Genomic DNA, 17,255 nt, shown 5'->3' with positions numbered 1-17,255 from the left:
AAGTGTTTGGAGCGGATTTTAGCTTTCTGACTTTCTTTTGATATGTAAGGTAAGCGTTTTTTTATTGTCTTTTGTTGGATTGATTTGATTGAGAATCTGAGCCTTTAGTTCTTCATTAGTATAATTTAGTTTTGAAGCATAAGACTTGATAAGTTCATCAAAGGCATTATTTTCTTTAAATATCTCTAATTTTTTGGTTAGTACTACAAGACTTTCTGGAGCAAATTGAATAATATCTTCTATTGATTTGTTTAATTTTTTTTGTTTTTCAAGCAAACTATTTCTTTGTGTTAAATCAATCCCTATTCCGTAAAAGCATTTCATTCCTTTGTAATAAAATGTTGAAGAGATAAACAACATGGGTTTGGTTTTCTTAGATTTGGTTAAGAATTCGGTTTCTATTTCTCCATAGCCTACTTTTTCAACAAATTGCGTGTGTGCTATTAGCTCCTCTTCATTTTTTTTATCAAAAAAATCGATAGGTTTTAATTTTTTCATCTCCTCATGCGTATATCCACTCAATTGTAAGAGTTTTTCATTCCATAATAAGAATTTTCTATTTTCATCAAAAATAAAAATCACATTCGGAAGTTTTTCAATTATTTCTTTGTTTAAATTTTTCTCTTCCTCTAAGTTTTTTAGAATGTTTTTTTCATTTGTAATATCAATAAGAAGGCCGCTGAGGGTCTTAGGTTTATTATTTGAACTTATTACACTTACACGATCTTGAAGCCAAATGTATTGACCATCTTTTTTCAGCATGCGATATTCGAAAACGTGATCACGACCTTTTAAGGTTTCACTGTGGCAAAAATTAAGGGCAAAGTCTAAGTCATCGGGATGGATTTTGTTTTGCCAAAAGTTTCTTTCTTCAAGCCATTCGTTAGGAGTATATCCTAAGATTTTCTCTACTTGTTTGCTTACATAAGTAAATTCAAAAGTGTTTGCATCAGCTTCCCATAATATTCCATCAATAGTTGAAGATATTACCTCTAGTCGAGATTTTACTGTATGGAGTTTTTCTGTTGTTTTTACAAAATCCGTTATATCTTGAAAAACGCCAATAATTTTATAAGGTTGGTCGTCTTTATCTTTTAGCAGTTTTCCAGATGACAGGATGTGTTTGATTGTTCCATTTTTTGTGACAAATCGTTTTTTAATACTGTATTCTTTGTTTTGATTTATTGCTTCATTCATTTCTTGAAGCGCAGCTTCTCTATCATCTGGATGGATAACACTCATTCCAAATTCAAAGGAAACTTTAAAACTTTGCGGTACATATTCTAATATCAAGAATACGCCATCAGACCAATAGAGTTCTTGTGTAGTTAAATCGAGTTCCCAACTTCCTGTTTTTGCAATTGCTTCTGTTTGTTCTAGAAGTAATTTTGCTTTGCTTTCTTCAGGATTACTTTTTTTGTTGTGCATGGAAAAAAAACTATTAAAATAATGCTAATAAGCAAGTTGGCTTGCTGTTCTCTTTTGTAAATATAATACAATTTTAATTTTTTTATCACTATTGTACTCTTTTTTTTGCACTCATTTTATTGGGTGCCAGCGCTATTGGATAAACATCGTTTGTTGTTTGTGCTTTGTCTTTTTGGATTGTTTTTTCACAGATGATTCCTTAATCTGCTTTCGAGCAGCTGAAAAATTTTTTCTTTTAATGTGTTGATAAAAAGGGGGTGTTTGTTTGGAATTGGGCCATTTTTTAAAAACACACTTATTCTCATTTTAAGTACACTTATCAAATTTAGATTGAATACCACTTTAAATAGTCACAACTTTGATTAACAATTTAAGAAAAAGAGATGTCTATGTTCCCCTAAAAATACGAAATTATGAATCTGAAATTATCCCCACATCCGTTACTTTTCGTGTTTTTACTTTTATTCTTTGTAAAAGTAAGTTCTTTTGCACAATGTGTAGATTCTAACGTGCGTCCTTCGGATAATTTTACATTAACTACTTGGTCACCGAGATGTTTTGGTGGTAATGATGGGGAAATTCGTATCGCTAACATTTCATCTATTTTAGGTTCGGCTGATTTTACAAATTCGTTATTTACTGTTCGTGTTTTGTCTGGGCCAGGTGCTCCTATGCATTTTGTTATTCCATCAAATGCTTCAAATTTTACCATTTCGGGTTTAGTTGCTGGAAATTATGTGGTTGATATCATGGATGCTTGTGGTGGAAATAGTTCAGATAAAGCGATTAGCGTTATTAATCCGAGCACCAATTCAGCGATTTTGAGAACTGAAATCTTAATGAAAGATAGGTTTGCAGACCCATCAAGTTCAACTTGTGGAGCACTTTTAAAATATAAAGTAAGTACATTGTCTACAGGGACTGGAGGGAGTTTAACCTATGTTTTTACAAATAATTTGGGAGCAACAATGTCTTTCACTAATACTATTACGCAATCCAATCCGCTGCCAGGCTTTAGTTGGGCTACCTTTGATATTGTTTTGCCCTTTTCCTTTTTTAATAATAGTGACTTACAATATGCTGTATCTAATTTATGCGGATCACTTGTTGGGGGTAATGTAACATTTCCCTCTGTTCAAGACATAGTATTTGATACGCCGAGAATTAAAGATGCGAGCAATCCTAATGCTATTTGTTCTATGGGGTTTGATTTAAAATTTTTTAGAAATAACACTACTAATCCCGTACAAATTTCTGTGGTTGAGCGAGATCAACCCAATGCAGTAGCTTTAAATATTTACAACCAACCTATAGTGCCTCAACTAGTAGATTTGACTCATGTGAATATGGTAGCAGCTGGTGGTTCTGTTCCAGTGAGTTTAGGTTTACGCTTTGATGTTGATTATGTGGTTACACTGGTTGATGCTTGTGGGGTTACTATACAACAAGAGTTAAAACAACAAAGTGTTCCTTTTCAACCTTCAGTGAGTTGTGGTGCCGGTTATGTTTTTTATGATTATTTTCCTTATTTTGACGATGTTACCTATTTGAATTTTAACGAATTGCCTATATCGAGTTTGGCTGTGGGTCCTTTAACAGTAACTTTTAATTCAGGACCAGCAGAATACACAACACAATCAGGTGATGGTGTAGCTGTTACTACATCAAATGCAATTCAGTATCCTTATTCTATAGTTTTGCCTTCTGCTAACCTGTCCACTTTGTTGACCTATGATAACAGTTTTGCATTTGCTCCTGGTACCTATAATTTTACAGTTACAGATGCTTGTGGGAAAACCAATACTTTTGATTATACTACAACCTGTGCAAGAAACACTACAATAACTCATGCGCTAAATTATTGTGGGGATGTTAATGAAATGGTTGAAGTTTATATAACGATGCCTAAAAATTTAGCAGGTAAAAATGTTACGATTTATAATTCGGATGGTTCTGTAGCTTTGAATGGTACTGTAACTTCAGGTGCTCCTTTTTATTTTTTTCACTCGGGAGGTAACAACATCTCAATAAAAGCAAGTTTGCCAAACAATCAGGATTATTTTTTTAGATATGGAGGTGTAAGCGCTCTTGATGCCCCTTCAGGACCAATTCAATTAGGAGGTTTGAATGCTTTACCAAGATTGGTTGGAGGGTATCTTTATGAATACAAGTTTAGAACTGAATTAATACCTTTTCATTTTTCCTCTATCGATGCTTGTCACACGACGGTTGATTTAGTAGCAACAGGAGGTGGGGCTCCTTATGAGTTTGCTTTGTTAGATGCTTCTGGTTCTACTCTATTAGCGCCTTATCAAACATCTGCTACGTTTACAAATCTTGTAGGAGGAGTAACTTATACTGCAAAAGTGAAAGATGCATGTGGTAGAGAATTTTCGCAACAGTTTTTGGTGTATGAGGCACCAGATGCTGCCATCGCAAACGTAGTTCAGCCTACTTGTTTATCCGATTTTGGTGCTGTAACTTTTTCAGGTTTGCCTACAAATTGGAAAATTGAAGAAACGACAACCAATACCATCTATACAGGAGTTACTCCAACATTTACGGTTGATCAACTTTTGGCCGGTAGCTATCATTTTATTTTTACTGATAATGCAACGCAGTGTTCCAATAGTAATGCCATTACCGTTGTTTTTCAAGCTCCAGTTTGTCCAATTGCAAGTGATGATTTGGTTTTGTATACTAATGGAACCCCGGTTTATTTTGATGTAAGTTTAAATGATGTTCAAGGGGCATTAGTGGATCCATCAACTGTTCAACTTGTAGCGCCATCAACTGCTATTAATTTGATTTTGAATTCGCTTGGAGAAATAAAAGGTTTGGATATCCCTAACGAGGGAACTTGGTCTGTAAATAGTGGGAATGGAATGGTTGGTTTTATTCCTTTTTCAAGTTTTACAGGAACACCAACTGCGATTAATTATACCATCAAAGATTTCAATGGTACAGTAAGTAATCAAGCCTCTATTACTTTTGACGCCATGCCTATTGCAACAAATGATGCTTTAGCGTATACAGCAGGAGTATCTACTTCTTTACTTGTTTTACAAAATGATATACAAGGAGATTTAGTGGATCCTCAAACCATAGCTTTGGTTTATGCAAATGGTACAACAAATGAAATCCTTGTTGCTAATGAAGGCGTTTGGACCGTAAACACTTTAACAGGAACGATTGATTTTACTCCTGTGTTGGGTTTCACTGGCGTGCCACAACCACAATATTATACCGTTAAGGATTATCAGGGAAATGTATCAAATGCTGCTTTGATTAGTTTATCCTTATACGTACCTGTTTGCGAATTTGAAGTAAGTTGCCCTGTTTTTACAGCTACTTCGGTTTCTTGTGCTTCAGCAATTCCCACAGCAACAGTGTTAACTATAGCGGAATTTGAGGCGCTTGGAAATGGGGGTGGTATTATTTCGGGAAGTGATTGTGGTATTGTTGAAATTATTGCTGAAAATGTAGGGGAGTTGTCATGTGGGACTCTTATAACACGCACCTATACTATAACATTGTATGAAGATACTAATTCTAATGGAAGTAGAGAAACGAATGAAACTTCAGTTTTAGAAGTTTTTACATGCTCTCAAATATTTGAGATAGTGGATACAATTGCTCCTGTTTTTTCAGCGGATTATGAAACCGTTTTGAATTTAGATACTATTGATGCAATTCCGTCTTCTGATTTAATTTTTGCAACAGATACCTGCGGTGATGTTGCGATGTCGTATGATGAGATTATTGAGGAAGGATTGTGTGTTGGTAGTTACAAAGTTGTTAGAAAATGGGTTGCTGTTGATTTGTGTGGAAATGAAAGTTTCTTTACTCAAATTGTACAAATTCAGGATCAGGTTGCTCCCGTTTTTTCTTCGCAGATTGTTCCGAATTTATACATTAGTTGTAACGAAATTCCTAGTGTACCTGAAGTTATTGCACTTGATGATTTGAGTAATGTTACTATTCGATATGAAGAAACAACTATTGGTGGCGATTGTACTAGTCTTAATAAGGTGATTAGAACTTGGAGTGCAACTGATGAATGTGGTAATGTTTCAGAATTAACACAAACCTTGCACGTAGCATGTGATGTGAAAGTATATAATGCTTTATCTCCAGATGGTGACGGAAAAAATGATTTGTTATTATTAGAAGGAATTGAATGTTATCCGAATAATTCAATTACGATCTTTAATCGTTATGGAGAAAAAGTTTTTGAAGTATCAGGATATGATAATCGAAGTAATGTTTTTAATGGTACCTCTACAGCAATGTCAAATACTAATACAACATTACCAACAGGTACTTATTTTTATGTGTTGAATTATGAATATGGATTTGAAACAAGTGAAGGTGTTTCTCGTAAGGAGCAATCCGGTTATTTGTATATTAAAAAAGAGTAAAGAATTAAAGATAAATTTCGTGGGGAAATTTAGGGGACTCACAGCCAGAGGGAGTGTAACAGCTCCTTCGGGCGCGTGAGCAACAAAAATCGCTACGAGAATTGCAGCAGAAACAAGAGATTAAAATATTAAAAGTAAATTTCGTGGGGAAATTTAGGGGACTCACAGCCAGAGGGAGTGTAACAGCTCCTTCGGGCGCGTGAGCAACAAAAATCGCTACGAGAATTACAGAAGAGAAATAACAAGAGAATTAAAATATTAAAAATAAATTTCGTGGGGAAATTTAGGGGACTCACAGCCAGAGGGAGTGTAACAGCTCCTTCGGGCGCGTAAGCAACAAAAATCGCTACGAGAATTGCAGCAGAAACAAGAGATTAAAATATTAAAAGTAAATTTCGTGGGGAAATTTAGGGGACTCACAGCCAGAGGGAGTGTAACAGCTCCTTCGGGCGCGTGAGCAACAAAAATCGCTACGAGAATTACAGAAGAGAAATAACAAGAGAATTAAAATATTAAAAATAAATTTCGTGGGGAAATTTAGGGGACTCACAGCCAGAGGGAGTGTAACAGCTCCTTCGGGCGCGTGAGCAACAAAAATCGCTACGAGAATTACAGAAGAGAAGCAGCAAGAGAATTAAAATATTAAAAATAAATTTCGTGGGGAAATTTAGGGGACTCACAGCCAGAGGGAGTGTAACAACTCCTTCAGGCGCGTGAGCAACTAAACTACCACGATTTTGTAAAACCTTTAAATTATTTCCCCCATGAATTACATCCCCCGATTTAGAGCGATGGTATTGCTAATGTTTTTAGGATTACCTTTTGTACTCATAGGACAGCAAGATCCTTTGTACACAAACTATATGTATAATCCCATAGTTTTTAATCCAGCTTATGCTGGTACAAGGGAAGTGGTTAGTTTTTTCGGTCATCACCGTTCCCAATGGGTAGGACTCGACGGTGCGCCTGTAACGAGTTCGTTTTCGATGCAGACCCCTTTAGGATATTCCAATTTAGGATTAGGAGTCTCCTTCTTAAACGAAGAGATTGGTCCGTCTGTAGATAATACGATTGGGATTGATATATCGTATAAGTTTGATTTGCCGATGGATTCAAAATTGTCTTTTGGAATTAAAGCTTCAGGACATTTATTAAACATAGATTATTCTAAGTTATTGATTGATGACCCTACAGATCCGCAATATCAGAACAATATAGACAACCGATTTTCTCCTAATATTGGTGCAGGAGTTTATTGGTATACCGATCGGTTTTATTTAGGTTTTTCAATTCCTAATTTTTTAGAAACCAGTCATTATGATGACAATTCTACCTCATTAGTTGAGGAGCGATTGCATTATTATTTTATGGCAGGACATGTGTTTGATTTGAATGAGCATATACAATTTAAGCCTGCATTATTATCAAAGTTTAGAGCTGGTTTTCCAATGCAATTGGATTTGACCTCTAATTTTCTTTTGTTTGAAAAATTGACTTTGGGAATTGCCTATCGTTTGGAATCGTCATTTAGCGGTTTGGTGGGTTTTCAAGTTTCCGACCAGATTTTTTTAGGTTATTCTTATGATGCTGAAACGTCTAAATTAGCCAACTATAATTCAGGGTCGCACGAGTTGTTTTTAAGGTTTGAAATTTTCAATTCATCAAATAAAATATATTCGCCAAGATTTTTTTGATTTGGAATTTGTTTTATCTCATTCAAAGACTATTTCGAATGTAAATGAGTGTGGATATTTTCTTAATTTAAGGTTAATATGCAATTGAGATCCAATTATTTTTGGGTATATTTGAGATTAGATAGTATGGTGGATTATAAATAGAAATTATTTATTGTTATTACTATTAGCAATTTTAGCTTGTTTTTTGTGATAGCAGTAATACAAAAAAATAGGCATTTCATAAATTTTAGAAAAATGAGTATAGCAACACAAGAAGCATTGCGTTCAAGAGTTTTGGATGCGTATCAAATTCTAGACACCTTACCAGAGGCCATGTATGATGATATTACAGCTATAGCTTCTGCTATCTGTAACATGCCTATTTCTTTAATAAGCTTAGTTGACGATAAAAGACAATTTTTTAAATCTCATCACGGAATTGATTTAACAGGAACACCAATAGAATATTCCGTTTGTTATCACGCTATTATGTCAGATGCTGATTTTTTTGCGGTTAATGATTTAAGGATAGATGAGCGATTTAGGAACAATCCACTTGTTACACAAGCTCCTAATTTGGTTTCTTATTATGGCGTTCCACTATCTAACGATCAAGGAATTTCTTTTGGTACTTTGTGTGTATTGAGTAATAATGAAGTTTTACTTTTAGGAGAAGAGCAAAAAGAAGCGTTGAAAAAGTTGTCTAGACAAGTGGTTTATTTATTAGAACTTAGAAAAAAGAATCTACTGTTGGAATCCTATCAGCAATTAGTTGATACTTATGCTGCAGATATTGAAGACTTTGCTTATACAGCAGCACATGATTTGCGATCGCCACTACGTTCTATAACTTCTTTTTTAAAGCTTATAGAATCGGGCCGTCCAGAGGAATGGTCTGAAAAAGAAATGAAGTATTTTAAGTTTGTTTTTGATAATGTGGGCAGAATGGACGCGCTTATAGTAGCTTTATTGAATTTTGCAAAATCGGATAAAGATTTAGAGGATGTGGAAAGCATCAATTTAGAGGATTTTGTTCCTGAAATTTTTAATTCCCTTTGTAAAGAGGAACTCGTAAATGCGCCAAAATTGATTCATAATACACTTCCAACGATTGAAAAATCTAAATTAGCTTTGACATTAATTTTTAGTAATTTAATCGAGAATGCATTGAAGTATCAAAAGCCAAATGTTGTTCCAGAAGTTAGCATTCAATACTCACAAACTTTGGATCAACACGTTTTTGATGTTTCTGATAATGGAATTGGTATTGAAGAGTCGCATTTTGAAACCATTTTGAAACCCTTCAGAAGACTGCATGCGCAATCAGAATTTGCAGGAACTGGGCTAGGTCTTGCGACAGTTAAGAAGCATATTGATAGGCTTAAAGGAACAATCACTGTTCGTTCTCAAAAAGATATTGGCACTACTTTTACTATTGCATTTCCTAAATAAGTTTGTTTGATGAAATTGTAAAAAAATATACAACTCATTAAGAATTTCGTTTTTCCAGGTCTTAAATACTATCTTTTGCAATTGTAACTCTAAGGTGCTACATTTGCAAAACATGGAACTTATGAAAGCGTCATTGTAATTGAAAAAATTAAAAATTTGTAATCCCTTAAATTTATTTATTAAAACACATTATATCTAATGGGTTAAATAAATTATTTCTAAAATTCGGTTTTAATTTTTTTTTGTGTACCTTAGTTTCTGTTTATGAATAGTATCTAATCAATGAAGTTAGTAAAAGCCTTCGTACTAGAAGAAAATGAAGAAAGCCTTCAGCAACTCAAAAAGTTTGCCGAGGACAACGCCATTATAATTACACTTTGCGGTTTTTCAGATTCTATTAAGAATGGTATTAGTCAGATAAAAGAGGAAAAGCCTGAATTACTTTTTATGAATCCAACGGCATCCAATTTAGCTGATTTTGGATTTTTAAAAGAGTTGAACTTTAATCTCCCAAAGATCATTTTTATTTCAGATGAAAAAGCGTTAGCTTATGATGCTTATCGATTTAATGCGATTGATTTTTTATTGAAACCTCTTGAGTTTAATGATTTGATAGTTTCTGTGTATAAGGCAATTAAAACCATTGAAATGGAGGTGAGTTTTCAAAATCAAAAATTGTTTCAAATCAATGCGATTAATACGGCATCACATTCTAGTGAGTTTCTTGCTATTTCTTTTGTGGATAAGATTGAGTTAATTAAAATTGATGAAATTGTTTTTTGCAAGGCAGAAGGTTCCTATACAGAATTTTATATGAAAAATGGGGCTAGGTTTTTGTCTAGTAAAAATCTTGGTGAATACAAAGATATATTGCCTATTGCTTATTTCTTTAGAATACATCATTCTTATGTTATAAACATAAAGCATATTGTTAAGATTAATAAAAAGGATGGTCTTTATTGTGAGTTTACAAATGGTATTTCATTGCCAATTGCGAAAAGAAGACAAGAAGAGTTTGTTAGATTTATAAAATTGTAAAAGAAGGTTAATTAAACATAAGAATATGACTAAGCGTTTAAAGAGCATAATGATAATTGATGATAATGAATTCGATTGTTACATTACTTCAAAGTTGATTAATAGTCACGATGATACGATTGACATTATGGAATTTAATTCCTCGGTTACGGCATTGCAATATTTACAAGAATTCCAGAACGATACCCAAAAATTGCCCAATCTTATTTTCTTAGATATTTATATGCCATTAATGGATGGTTTTGAATTTATAGAGCATTTTAATCAATTTTCTAAAGTTTTAACCGATTATACAAAAATTTGTATTGTGTCTTCTACCATTGATGATTATTATATCAATAAAGCTAAGCTCGATGCCAATGTGCTTTTTACTAGTAAGCCTATTTCAAAAGAGTTTATAGCGTCCTTGATTTTTTAATTCGTCAAAATTATATAACTGTGCCCCTTCTTTTTTAGGTAATATGATAGTATCAAATTCAAATGAATATGAAACTTTTTAAATATATTTCTTCTGATTTTAAAAAGTATAAAAAGTATGGAGGTAATTTTATTACCATAGTGTTTTTTACACAAGGTTTTTGGGCTATTTTACAGTACAGGGTTGCCAATGAAGTTTTCAAAATGAAAATACCATTGATAAAACAAATTCTACAAATTGGATGTTTGTTTTGGCAAAAAATTGTTGAAATAACTACTGGGATATCTATACCGGCTTCTGTTCAAGTTGGACATTCTTTTTATATTGGACATTTTGGGGGTATTATTATGAATGCAAGGACAATCATAGGAGATAATTGCAATGTCTCACAAGGAGTTACTATTGGTGTTTCAGGACAAAGAAATGATAGAGGTGTTCCTGTTGTTGGAAATAATGTCTACATAGGAGCTAATGCAGTTTTAGTAGGTAATATTGTTGTAGAAGATAATGTATTGATAGGAGCCAATTCACTTATTAATAAAAACGTTTCACGGAATGCAGTTATGTTAGGAGTACCAGCTGTTGCTATTTCAACAAATGGTTCAGAAGGATATATATAAATAGAAATTTAATTTAAATTGTAATTTTCTATATTTTTGATCTTGTAAATTTAATAATTTGAAACTTTTAATTATTTCATCTGCTCCCGTAATAGTTATAAATAATAAATCTTATTTGTATGCTCCTTATGAAAAGGAGATGCAACTGTGGTCAAAACATGTTTGTGAGATTCAATTTTGTTGTCCCGTTTGGTACGAGGATAAAACATTGTTAATAACACCTATAACATTTCCAATTGTTCCTACTATAGTTTTACAAGAATTTGATATTAAAACGTTTTTAAGTACACTAAAAGCGATTCCTAAAGTATTTAAGATTAGTATACAGCTTTTCAAAGCCTTTAAAGAAGCTGATTACATTCATCTTCGTTGTCCAGGAAATATGGGGTTGATCGCTGCTTTTGTTCAGTTGTTTTATCCAAAGAAAAAGAAAACAGTTAAATATGCTGGGAATTGGGACCCCAAAAGTAGCCAGCCTTTTACGTATCGTTTGCAGAAATGGATTTTATCTAATCCTTTTTTAACGCGAAATACGCAAGTCTTGGTTTATGGTGATTGGGAAGGAAGCTCAAAAAATGTGAGGTCTTTTTTTACAGCCACCTATAGCGAAAGTGAAATTCAGAATTCAGAATTTAGAATTCAGGACAAGTTGTCACTTCGAGTGGCGTTGAGAACTCATGAAATCCCATTCAAGTTTTTGTTTGTTGGTACACTTTCACCTGGAAAGCAACCTTTATTTGCTATTCAATTGGTTGAAGAGTTATATAAGAAAGGGAAAAATGTGAGTCTTGACCTATATGGGGAAGGTGTTTTGCGACAGGATTTAGAATCGTACATTATTCAAAATAATTTAGCACATATCGTAGCTTTAAAGGGGAATCAAACAAAGGAAGTTGTTTTGAAAGCTTATCAAACCAGCCATTTTTTAATCTTACCCTCAAAAAGCGAGGGATGGCCTAAAGTAGTTGCTGAAGCCATGTTTTGGGGGTGTTTTCCTATAGCAACTGCTGTTTCTTGTGTGCCTTTTATGTTGGATTATGGCAAAAGAGGAATAGTTTTAAAAGAAGACTTAACCGCTGATGTATTGCAATTAGAAGCTGTTTTTATTAATCCTGAAGTTTATGACCATGTTGTTTTGGAAGCCATGAAATGGTCTCGTCAATTCACTACTGATGTGTTTGAATCGGAAATAAAGAAATTGCTTTTAACCTGATCCAATATTTTTTTACAAAATAAAGATTTACTACTGTAGTTTTCTTTTCCTATTTTTACTGTTTTAATTCTATAAAAAAAATTAATACCATTGATTCTTTCAAAAGAAATACGTGTAGTTCAATTAATTGACAGTTTAGAACCAGGAGGAGCCGAACGTATGGCTGTTAATCTTGCAAATGAATTGGTTAATAGTGTTGCTTTTTCTGGATTGGTAACAACTAGATTAGAAGGCCAACTTAAAAATGCAATTGTAGCAGATGTAAATTATCTTTTCTTAAAAAGATCAAGAGTTGTTGATTTTGCAGCGTTATTTCGTTTACGACGTTATGTTAGGAAAAATAAAATAACTATCATTCATGCGCACGGAAGTTCCTTTTTTTTTGCTGTTCTTTTAAAAATGCTTCTTCCGTCTCTTCACGTTTTTTGGCATGATCATTTTGGGAATCGTAGTTCCAATGCTAACTCTTTTTTCTTGTTACGATTTTGCTCCTTTTTTTTTAAAGGTGTTTTTACGGTTAACGAATCGCTTAAAATATGGGCTGAGCAAAAATTGTTTTGTTCTCAAGTGAAATTTATTCCTAATTTTTCAGTTTCTGATCCATCTCCAGTAGGGAAAACATTTTTGAAAGGAGAACCGCATAAAAAGATTGTTTTTTTGGCAAATCTGCATCAACCTAAAAATCATATATTAGCTTTAAAAGCTTTTTTAGAAAGTGAAATTGCTAGTAAAGGATGGACACTTCACTTGGTTGGAAAAGATAAAGAAGATGCTTATTCTAAGGAATTGAAAATCTTTATTCAAGAACATGCAATGCAAAGTCATATCTATATTTATGGTTCTTGTGATGATATTTCATTTGTTTTGCAACAAGCTAAAATTGGAATTTTAGTTTCAAGTTATGAAGCTTTTCCATTATCTTTATTGGAATATGGATTGGCAGGATTAACTGTTATTTGTTCCGATGTTGGATATTGTAGTGCTATTATACAAAATGATTTTTCTGGAAGATTAATTCCACCTAATGATGAAATGGCATTGAAAGAGGCTTTTATAGCGATTTCAAATCAACCGGAGAAAAATCAAATCATGGCTAAAAATTTGAATACTTTTGTTCAATCAACATTCACTCCTGAAGCGGTAATGCCCAAGATCTGTTTTAGCTATCAAAAAAGCATATGAGTAAAAACGAAACTTTTAATTATGTACAACTTGTTTTTATCCATTTAATTATTGGATTGGCTATATTTTTTGTGCCAGTTGTTTCAAAAATATACGCTATTTTAATTATTTTGGTAGGATATCGTTATGTGATTTTAAGAAAAAATGCCAACAATGAAGCTTTATATGTTGCTGCCTACTTGGTGGCAGCTGAGGTTTTTTTAAGAATGACAGAAGGGAATTTTTTTGAACAGTTTGCAAAATATGGTGTTATCGGAATATTGATTATCGGGATGTTTTATAGAGGATTTTCCAAAAATGCTGTCTTGTATTGGGTTTTTGGGTTGTTACTTATTCCGGGGGTAATGGTTTCTTTTTTTACCTTGAATTTTGAAACCGATATAAGAAAAGCAATTACATTTAATATCATTGGTCCGGTAACTTTAGCGATTTGCGCTATCTATTGTTACGAAAGAAGGATGACATATAAACAAATGATTTCGTTGTTGGATACCTTTACATATCCTTTAATGGCTACTTTAGTGTATATGTTTCTCTACACACCTAGTATAAAAGATGTGGTAACGAATACTGAGTCGAATTTTGAAACTTCGGGGGGGTTTGGACCCAATCAAGTGTCCACAATACTTGGTTTTGGAATTTTTTTGTTTTTTGTTAAAATTGTTTTGAACTCTAAAACCACGATTATTCGATATATCAATATTCTTTTTTTTATAGTAATTACCTTTAGAGGGATCGTTACATTTTCTAGAGGGGGTATTATCACCGGTTTTGTGATGATTATTGTAGTGGTGTTGCTCATACTTTGGTATACAAAATCACATGCTAAAACTAAAGTTATTGGTTTGGTAGTCTTTGGTGTATTTTCTTTGGTTGGAATTTGGTTATATAGTTCTGTGCAGACTAGTGGTTTGATTGATAAACGTTATGCAAATCAAGATGCAAGAGGTAGGGAGAAAGTGAGCAAATTAACAGGAAGAGAGCGCTTGATAGCATCGGAATTTAAAATGTTTTTGGATAACCCTGTTTTGGGAATAGGAGTGGGTAAAAACAAGGAGTATCGTTTAGAGACAACTGGAGTAGATGCTGCTTCTCACAATGAAATTACTCGAATGTTAGCCGAGCACGGTTTGTTTGGGCTCCTCGCCTTAGTCATATTGCTGTTTACTCCGTTTTTCTTGTATTTGAATAATAGGCAAAATATTTTTGTAATTTCTTTTCTTGTTTTTTGGTTGCTAACCATTAATCATGCCGCCATGCGTTTAGCGGCTCCTGCTTTTGTTTATGCACTTTCACTTTTGAAAGTTAACTTTATTGATGAAAATGAAACTTCTTTATCTAGGGAATCAGCTGTCTAAACACGGTTTTAATAAGACTACAATTGATACTTTAAGTGAGCAATTGCGGACTCTTGGTTTTACGGTTTATTGTGCTTCTGATAAGAGAAATGCGGTGTTGCGATTATTCCGAATGGTATTGGCGATTTTTAAGTATAGGAATACAGTTTCGTACTTGATTATTGACACCTATAGTACTTCCGCTTTTTGGTATGCTTTTATTTGTAGTCAATTGGCTCGATTTTTCAAAATACGATATCTTCCGATTTTACATGGTGGTAATTTGCCAAATAGATTAAAGAATAATCCACGCATTTCAAAAATGATATTTGATAATGCTTATCAAAATGTTGCCCCATCTAATTATTTGAAAAGTATATTTGAGAGCGAAGGTTTTAAGAATGTTATACTCATTCCCAATTCAATTGAAATCAAAAAATATGTTTACAAAGAAAGAGCGCAATTGGCCCCAAAATTACTTTGGGTCAGGGCTTTTGCTTCTATTTATAACCCTGAAATGGCAGTTGAAGTTATGGTGCTTTTAAAACAAAAATATCCTGACGCTATGCTTACAATGGTGGGTCCTGATAAAGATGGAAGTTTGCAAAAAACAAAAGATCTAGCGAATCGGTTAGGCGTCTCGATTTCTTTTACAGGACAACTCGAGAAAGAAGTTTGGTGGGAATTGGCGCAAGAACACGATATTTTCATAAACACCTCTCATTTTGACAACACCCCTGTGAGTATTATGGAGGCAATGGCTATGGGATTGGTTGTAGTGAGTACAAGTGTAGGAGGCATCCCCTTTTTATTAACTCACCAAAAGAATGCTTTTTTAGTGGATGACGGGAATAGTGTCCAAATGGCCGAAGCCATAGATTTTTTAATCACGCATGGAGAAGTCGCAAAAAAAAATCAGAAAAGTGCTCGGGAATTTGTTTCTCAAATGGATTGGGACAAGATTAAAGAGAAATGGAAAGTTTTGTTTAAGTAACAGATATTCACAATTTTTTAAAAATTTAAAGTAAAAATCGCTCCTGATTTTAATTTAAAAAATCTTTACTTTGCATAGGACTTAATACAATGGTGATGTCATCAAGTAAAATACATTTTGAAGTTTCTGAGCGCAAAGTACTTTTGCGTGTTATAGATGTGTTATTTCCTGTTTTTACTCTGGTGTTGATAGGTCATTTTTTTGAATTTGATTATTTTAGAGTTACACAAAATAGTTTTTATTGGACCTTAGTATTGGGTTTTTATTTGCTTTTCTTTGGTTCCATTTTTGAAATGTATAATTTACAGACAGCTAGTAATCAATTTCAGATTTTCAAGAGTGTTGTGTTGACATCAAGTTTTACGGTTTTATTTTATCTTTTGACACCTTTTTTTACCCCAACGTTGCCTTCTAATCGATTGCAAATTTTGTTTTTTTTCTCTTCGATTTTCTTTTCTTTATTGGCATGGCGCTATTTTTACATTGTTTTTTTAGCTTCAAATCGTTTTTTAAAGAATGTATTATTCATTGGAAATAGTAAAGATGTAGATCAACTAATTGAGGAGTTATCTAATTTTAATCCACATTATAAAGTTGTAGGTTATATTGCAGTAGATGAATTTCCAAAAGAGACTAAAATTTTTAAAATTTCAGAGGAAGATTTAGAAGTTTTTATAGCGCGTCATTTTATCTCTGAAATTGTAATTACAAGTTCTAAACATAAGTTAACATCTGCATCGTTATATAAAAAATTATTACGATTACTTGAAAATGGATTGGTAATTAGGAAGTACAATCAAATTTATGAATATAGCACTTATCGTTTGCCTATTCATTTTGAAGATCGAGAGTTGTATAAGTTTTTTCCTTTCAGTAGAAGTAACCATAACAAATTATATGTCTCTTTTAGCCGTTTTTTTGATGTATTTTTTTCAATTTTGGGTTTATTCATTTTTATTTTAATGGTTCCTTTCTTATGGTTTGTGAATCTGTTTATAAATAAAGGAAGTTTTTTTTATACACAGGAGCGTGTTGGGAAAAATGGTATTCCTTTTACCATTTATAAACTGAGAACCATGATTCAAAATGCAGAGACTAATGGAGCTGTTTTTTCAACTGTAAATGATGTTCGGGTTACCCCTTTTGGTAAATTTCTACGAAAAACGCGATTGGATGAATTTCCACAGTTTATTAATGTTTTAAAAGGGGAAATGGCTATTATTGGTCCAAGACCTGAACGCCCTATATTTGTAGAGCAAATTGCAGAGCAAATTCCGCTTTATCAAACGCGTCACGTTATTAAACCTGGGCTTACCGGTTGGGCACAGGTTAATTATCCTTACGGCTCAAATTTAGACGATAGTTTAATGAAGCTTCGTTATGATCTGTTTTATATTAAGCATAGAAGTTTATTCTTAGATCTCAATATTCTTTTAAAAACGATCAGTACTGTTTTGTTTTTTAGAGGACAGTAAC

Annotated in this window: 12 protein-coding genes; 11 read left to right on the top strand and 1 reads right to left on the bottom strand. The window is 33.1% G+C overall.

Going from position 1 to position 17,255, the window contains the following annotated elements:
- Positions 1–18: 18 nt before the first annotated feature.
- A complete protein-coding gene (locus tag BUE95_RS07695) occupies positions 19–1,428 on the bottom strand; it encodes a PAS domain-containing protein (protein WP_073583090.1) in 1,410 nt (469 codons plus the stop codon).
- Between the two features lie 413 nt (positions 1,429–1,841).
- On the opposite strand from BUE95_RS07695, the gene BUE95_RS07690 reads away from it, so the two are divergent.
- The 11 genes from BUE95_RS07690 to BUE95_RS07640 all read left to right on the top strand — a co-directional run bounded on the left by BUE95_RS07690 (position 1,842) and on the right by BUE95_RS07640 (position 17,254).
- A complete protein-coding gene (locus BUE95_RS07690) occupies positions 1,842–5,849 on the top strand; it encodes a T9SS type B sorting domain-containing protein (protein WP_084530247.1) in 4,008 nt (1,335 codons plus the stop codon).
- A 764-nt stretch (positions 5,850–6,613) separates the two neighbouring features.
- A complete protein-coding gene (locus BUE95_RS07685; protein WP_073583086.1) occupies positions 6,614–7,543 on the top strand; it encodes a PorP/SprF family type IX secretion system membrane protein in 930 nt (309 codons plus the stop codon).
- 237 nt (positions 7,544–7,780) lie between these two features.
- The gene (locus BUE95_RS07680) at positions 7,781–8,977 is read left to right on the top strand and encodes a sensor histidine kinase (RefSeq protein ID WP_073583084.1); all 1,197 of its coding nucleotides are present in this window, start codon (positions 7,781–7,783) and stop codon (positions 8,975–8,977) included.
- Between the two features lie 282 nt (positions 8,978–9,259).
- Positions 9,260–10,015, top strand: coding sequence for a LytR/AlgR family response regulator transcription factor (locus BUE95_RS07675; RefSeq protein WP_073583082.1), 756 nt, complete (start codon positions 9,260–9,262; stop codon positions 10,013–10,015).
- 25 nt (positions 10,016–10,040) lie between these two features.
- Positions 10,041–10,433, top strand: a complete 393-nt coding sequence (locus BUE95_RS07670) for a response regulator (RefSeq protein WP_073583080.1) — start codon at positions 10,041–10,043, stop codon at positions 10,431–10,433.
- Between the two features lie 68 nt (positions 10,434–10,501).
- Positions 10,502–11,053, top strand: coding sequence for a serine O-acetyltransferase (locus BUE95_RS07665; protein WP_073583526.1), 552 nt, complete (start codon positions 10,502–10,504; stop codon positions 11,051–11,053).
- Between the two features lie 58 nt (positions 11,054–11,111).
- The gene (locus tag BUE95_RS07660) at positions 11,112–12,266 is read left to right on the top strand and encodes a glycosyltransferase (RefSeq protein WP_073583078.1); all 1,155 of its coding nucleotides are present in this window, start codon (positions 11,112–11,114) and stop codon (positions 12,264–12,266) included.
- A 90-nt stretch (positions 12,267–12,356) separates the two neighbouring features.
- Positions 12,357–13,448 carry a glycosyltransferase gene (locus BUE95_RS07655; RefSeq protein WP_084530245.1) on the top strand — a complete coding sequence of 364 codons (1,092 nt, stop codon included), beginning with the start codon at positions 12,357–12,359 and terminating at the stop codon, positions 13,446–13,448.
- Positions 13,445–14,806, top strand: coding sequence for an O-antigen ligase family protein (locus BUE95_RS07650; RefSeq protein ID WP_073583076.1), 1,362 nt, complete (start codon positions 13,445–13,447; stop codon positions 14,804–14,806). Before BUE95_RS07655 ends, BUE95_RS07650 begins: the two co-directional genes overlap by 4 nt.
- Entirely contained in the window at positions 14,772–15,779 is a 1,008-nt protein-coding gene (locus BUE95_RS07645) for a glycosyltransferase family 4 protein (RefSeq protein WP_073583524.1), read from the top strand. The genes BUE95_RS07650 and BUE95_RS07645 overlap by 35 nt, the downstream gene beginning before the upstream one ends.
- A gap of 95 nt (positions 15,780–15,874) precedes the next feature.
- A complete protein-coding gene (locus tag BUE95_RS07640; RefSeq protein ID WP_317041530.1) occupies positions 15,875–17,254 on the top strand; it encodes an exopolysaccharide biosynthesis polyprenyl glycosylphosphotransferase in 1,380 nt (459 codons plus the stop codon).
- The last annotated feature ends 1 nt before the right edge of the window (position 17,255 follow it).

Origin of the sequence: Flavobacterium cucumis (genome assembly GCF_900148835.1) — a bacterium.
In the GTDB taxonomy this organism is placed as follows: domain Bacteria; phylum Bacteroidota; class Bacteroidia; order Flavobacteriales; family Flavobacteriaceae; genus Flavobacterium; species Flavobacterium cucumis.
This window is presented reverse-complemented; position numbering and strand designations above follow the sequence as displayed.

Excerpts from the sequence above, each read along its gene's own strand:
- BUE95_RS07695 (WP_073583090.1), bottom strand. The coding sequence starts at position 1,428 with ATGCACAACAAAAAAAGTAATCCTGAAGAAAGCAAAGCAAAATTACTT.
- BUE95_RS07690 (WP_084530247.1), top strand. The coding sequence starts at position 1,842 with ATGAATCTGAAATTATCCCCACATCCGTTACTTTTCGTGTTTTTACTT.
- BUE95_RS07685 (WP_073583086.1), top strand. The coding sequence starts at position 6,614 with ATGAATTACATCCCCCGATTTAGAGCGATGGTATTGCTAATGTTTTTA.
- BUE95_RS07680 (WP_073583084.1), top strand. The coding sequence starts at position 7,781 with ATGAGTATAGCAACACAAGAAGCATTGCGTTCAAGAGTTTTGGATGCG.
- BUE95_RS07675 (WP_073583082.1), top strand. The coding sequence starts at position 9,260 with ATGAAGTTAGTAAAAGCCTTCGTACTAGAAGAAAATGAAGAAAGCCTT.
- BUE95_RS07670 (WP_073583080.1), top strand. The coding sequence starts at position 10,041 with ATGACTAAGCGTTTAAAGAGCATAATGATAATTGATGATAATGAATTC.
- BUE95_RS07665 (WP_073583526.1), top strand. The coding sequence starts at position 10,502 with ATGAAACTTTTTAAATATATTTCTTCTGATTTTAAAAAGTATAAAAAG.
- BUE95_RS07650 (WP_073583076.1), top strand. The coding sequence starts at position 13,445 with ATGAGTAAAAACGAAACTTTTAATTATGTACAACTTGTTTTTATCCAT.
- BUE95_RS07645 (WP_073583524.1), top strand. The coding sequence starts at position 14,772 with ATGAAACTTCTTTATCTAGGGAATCAGCTGTCTAAACACGGTTTTAAT.
- BUE95_RS07640 (WP_317041530.1), top strand. The coding sequence starts at position 15,875 with ATGTCATCAAGTAAAATACATTTTGAAGTTTCTGAGCGCAAAGTACTT.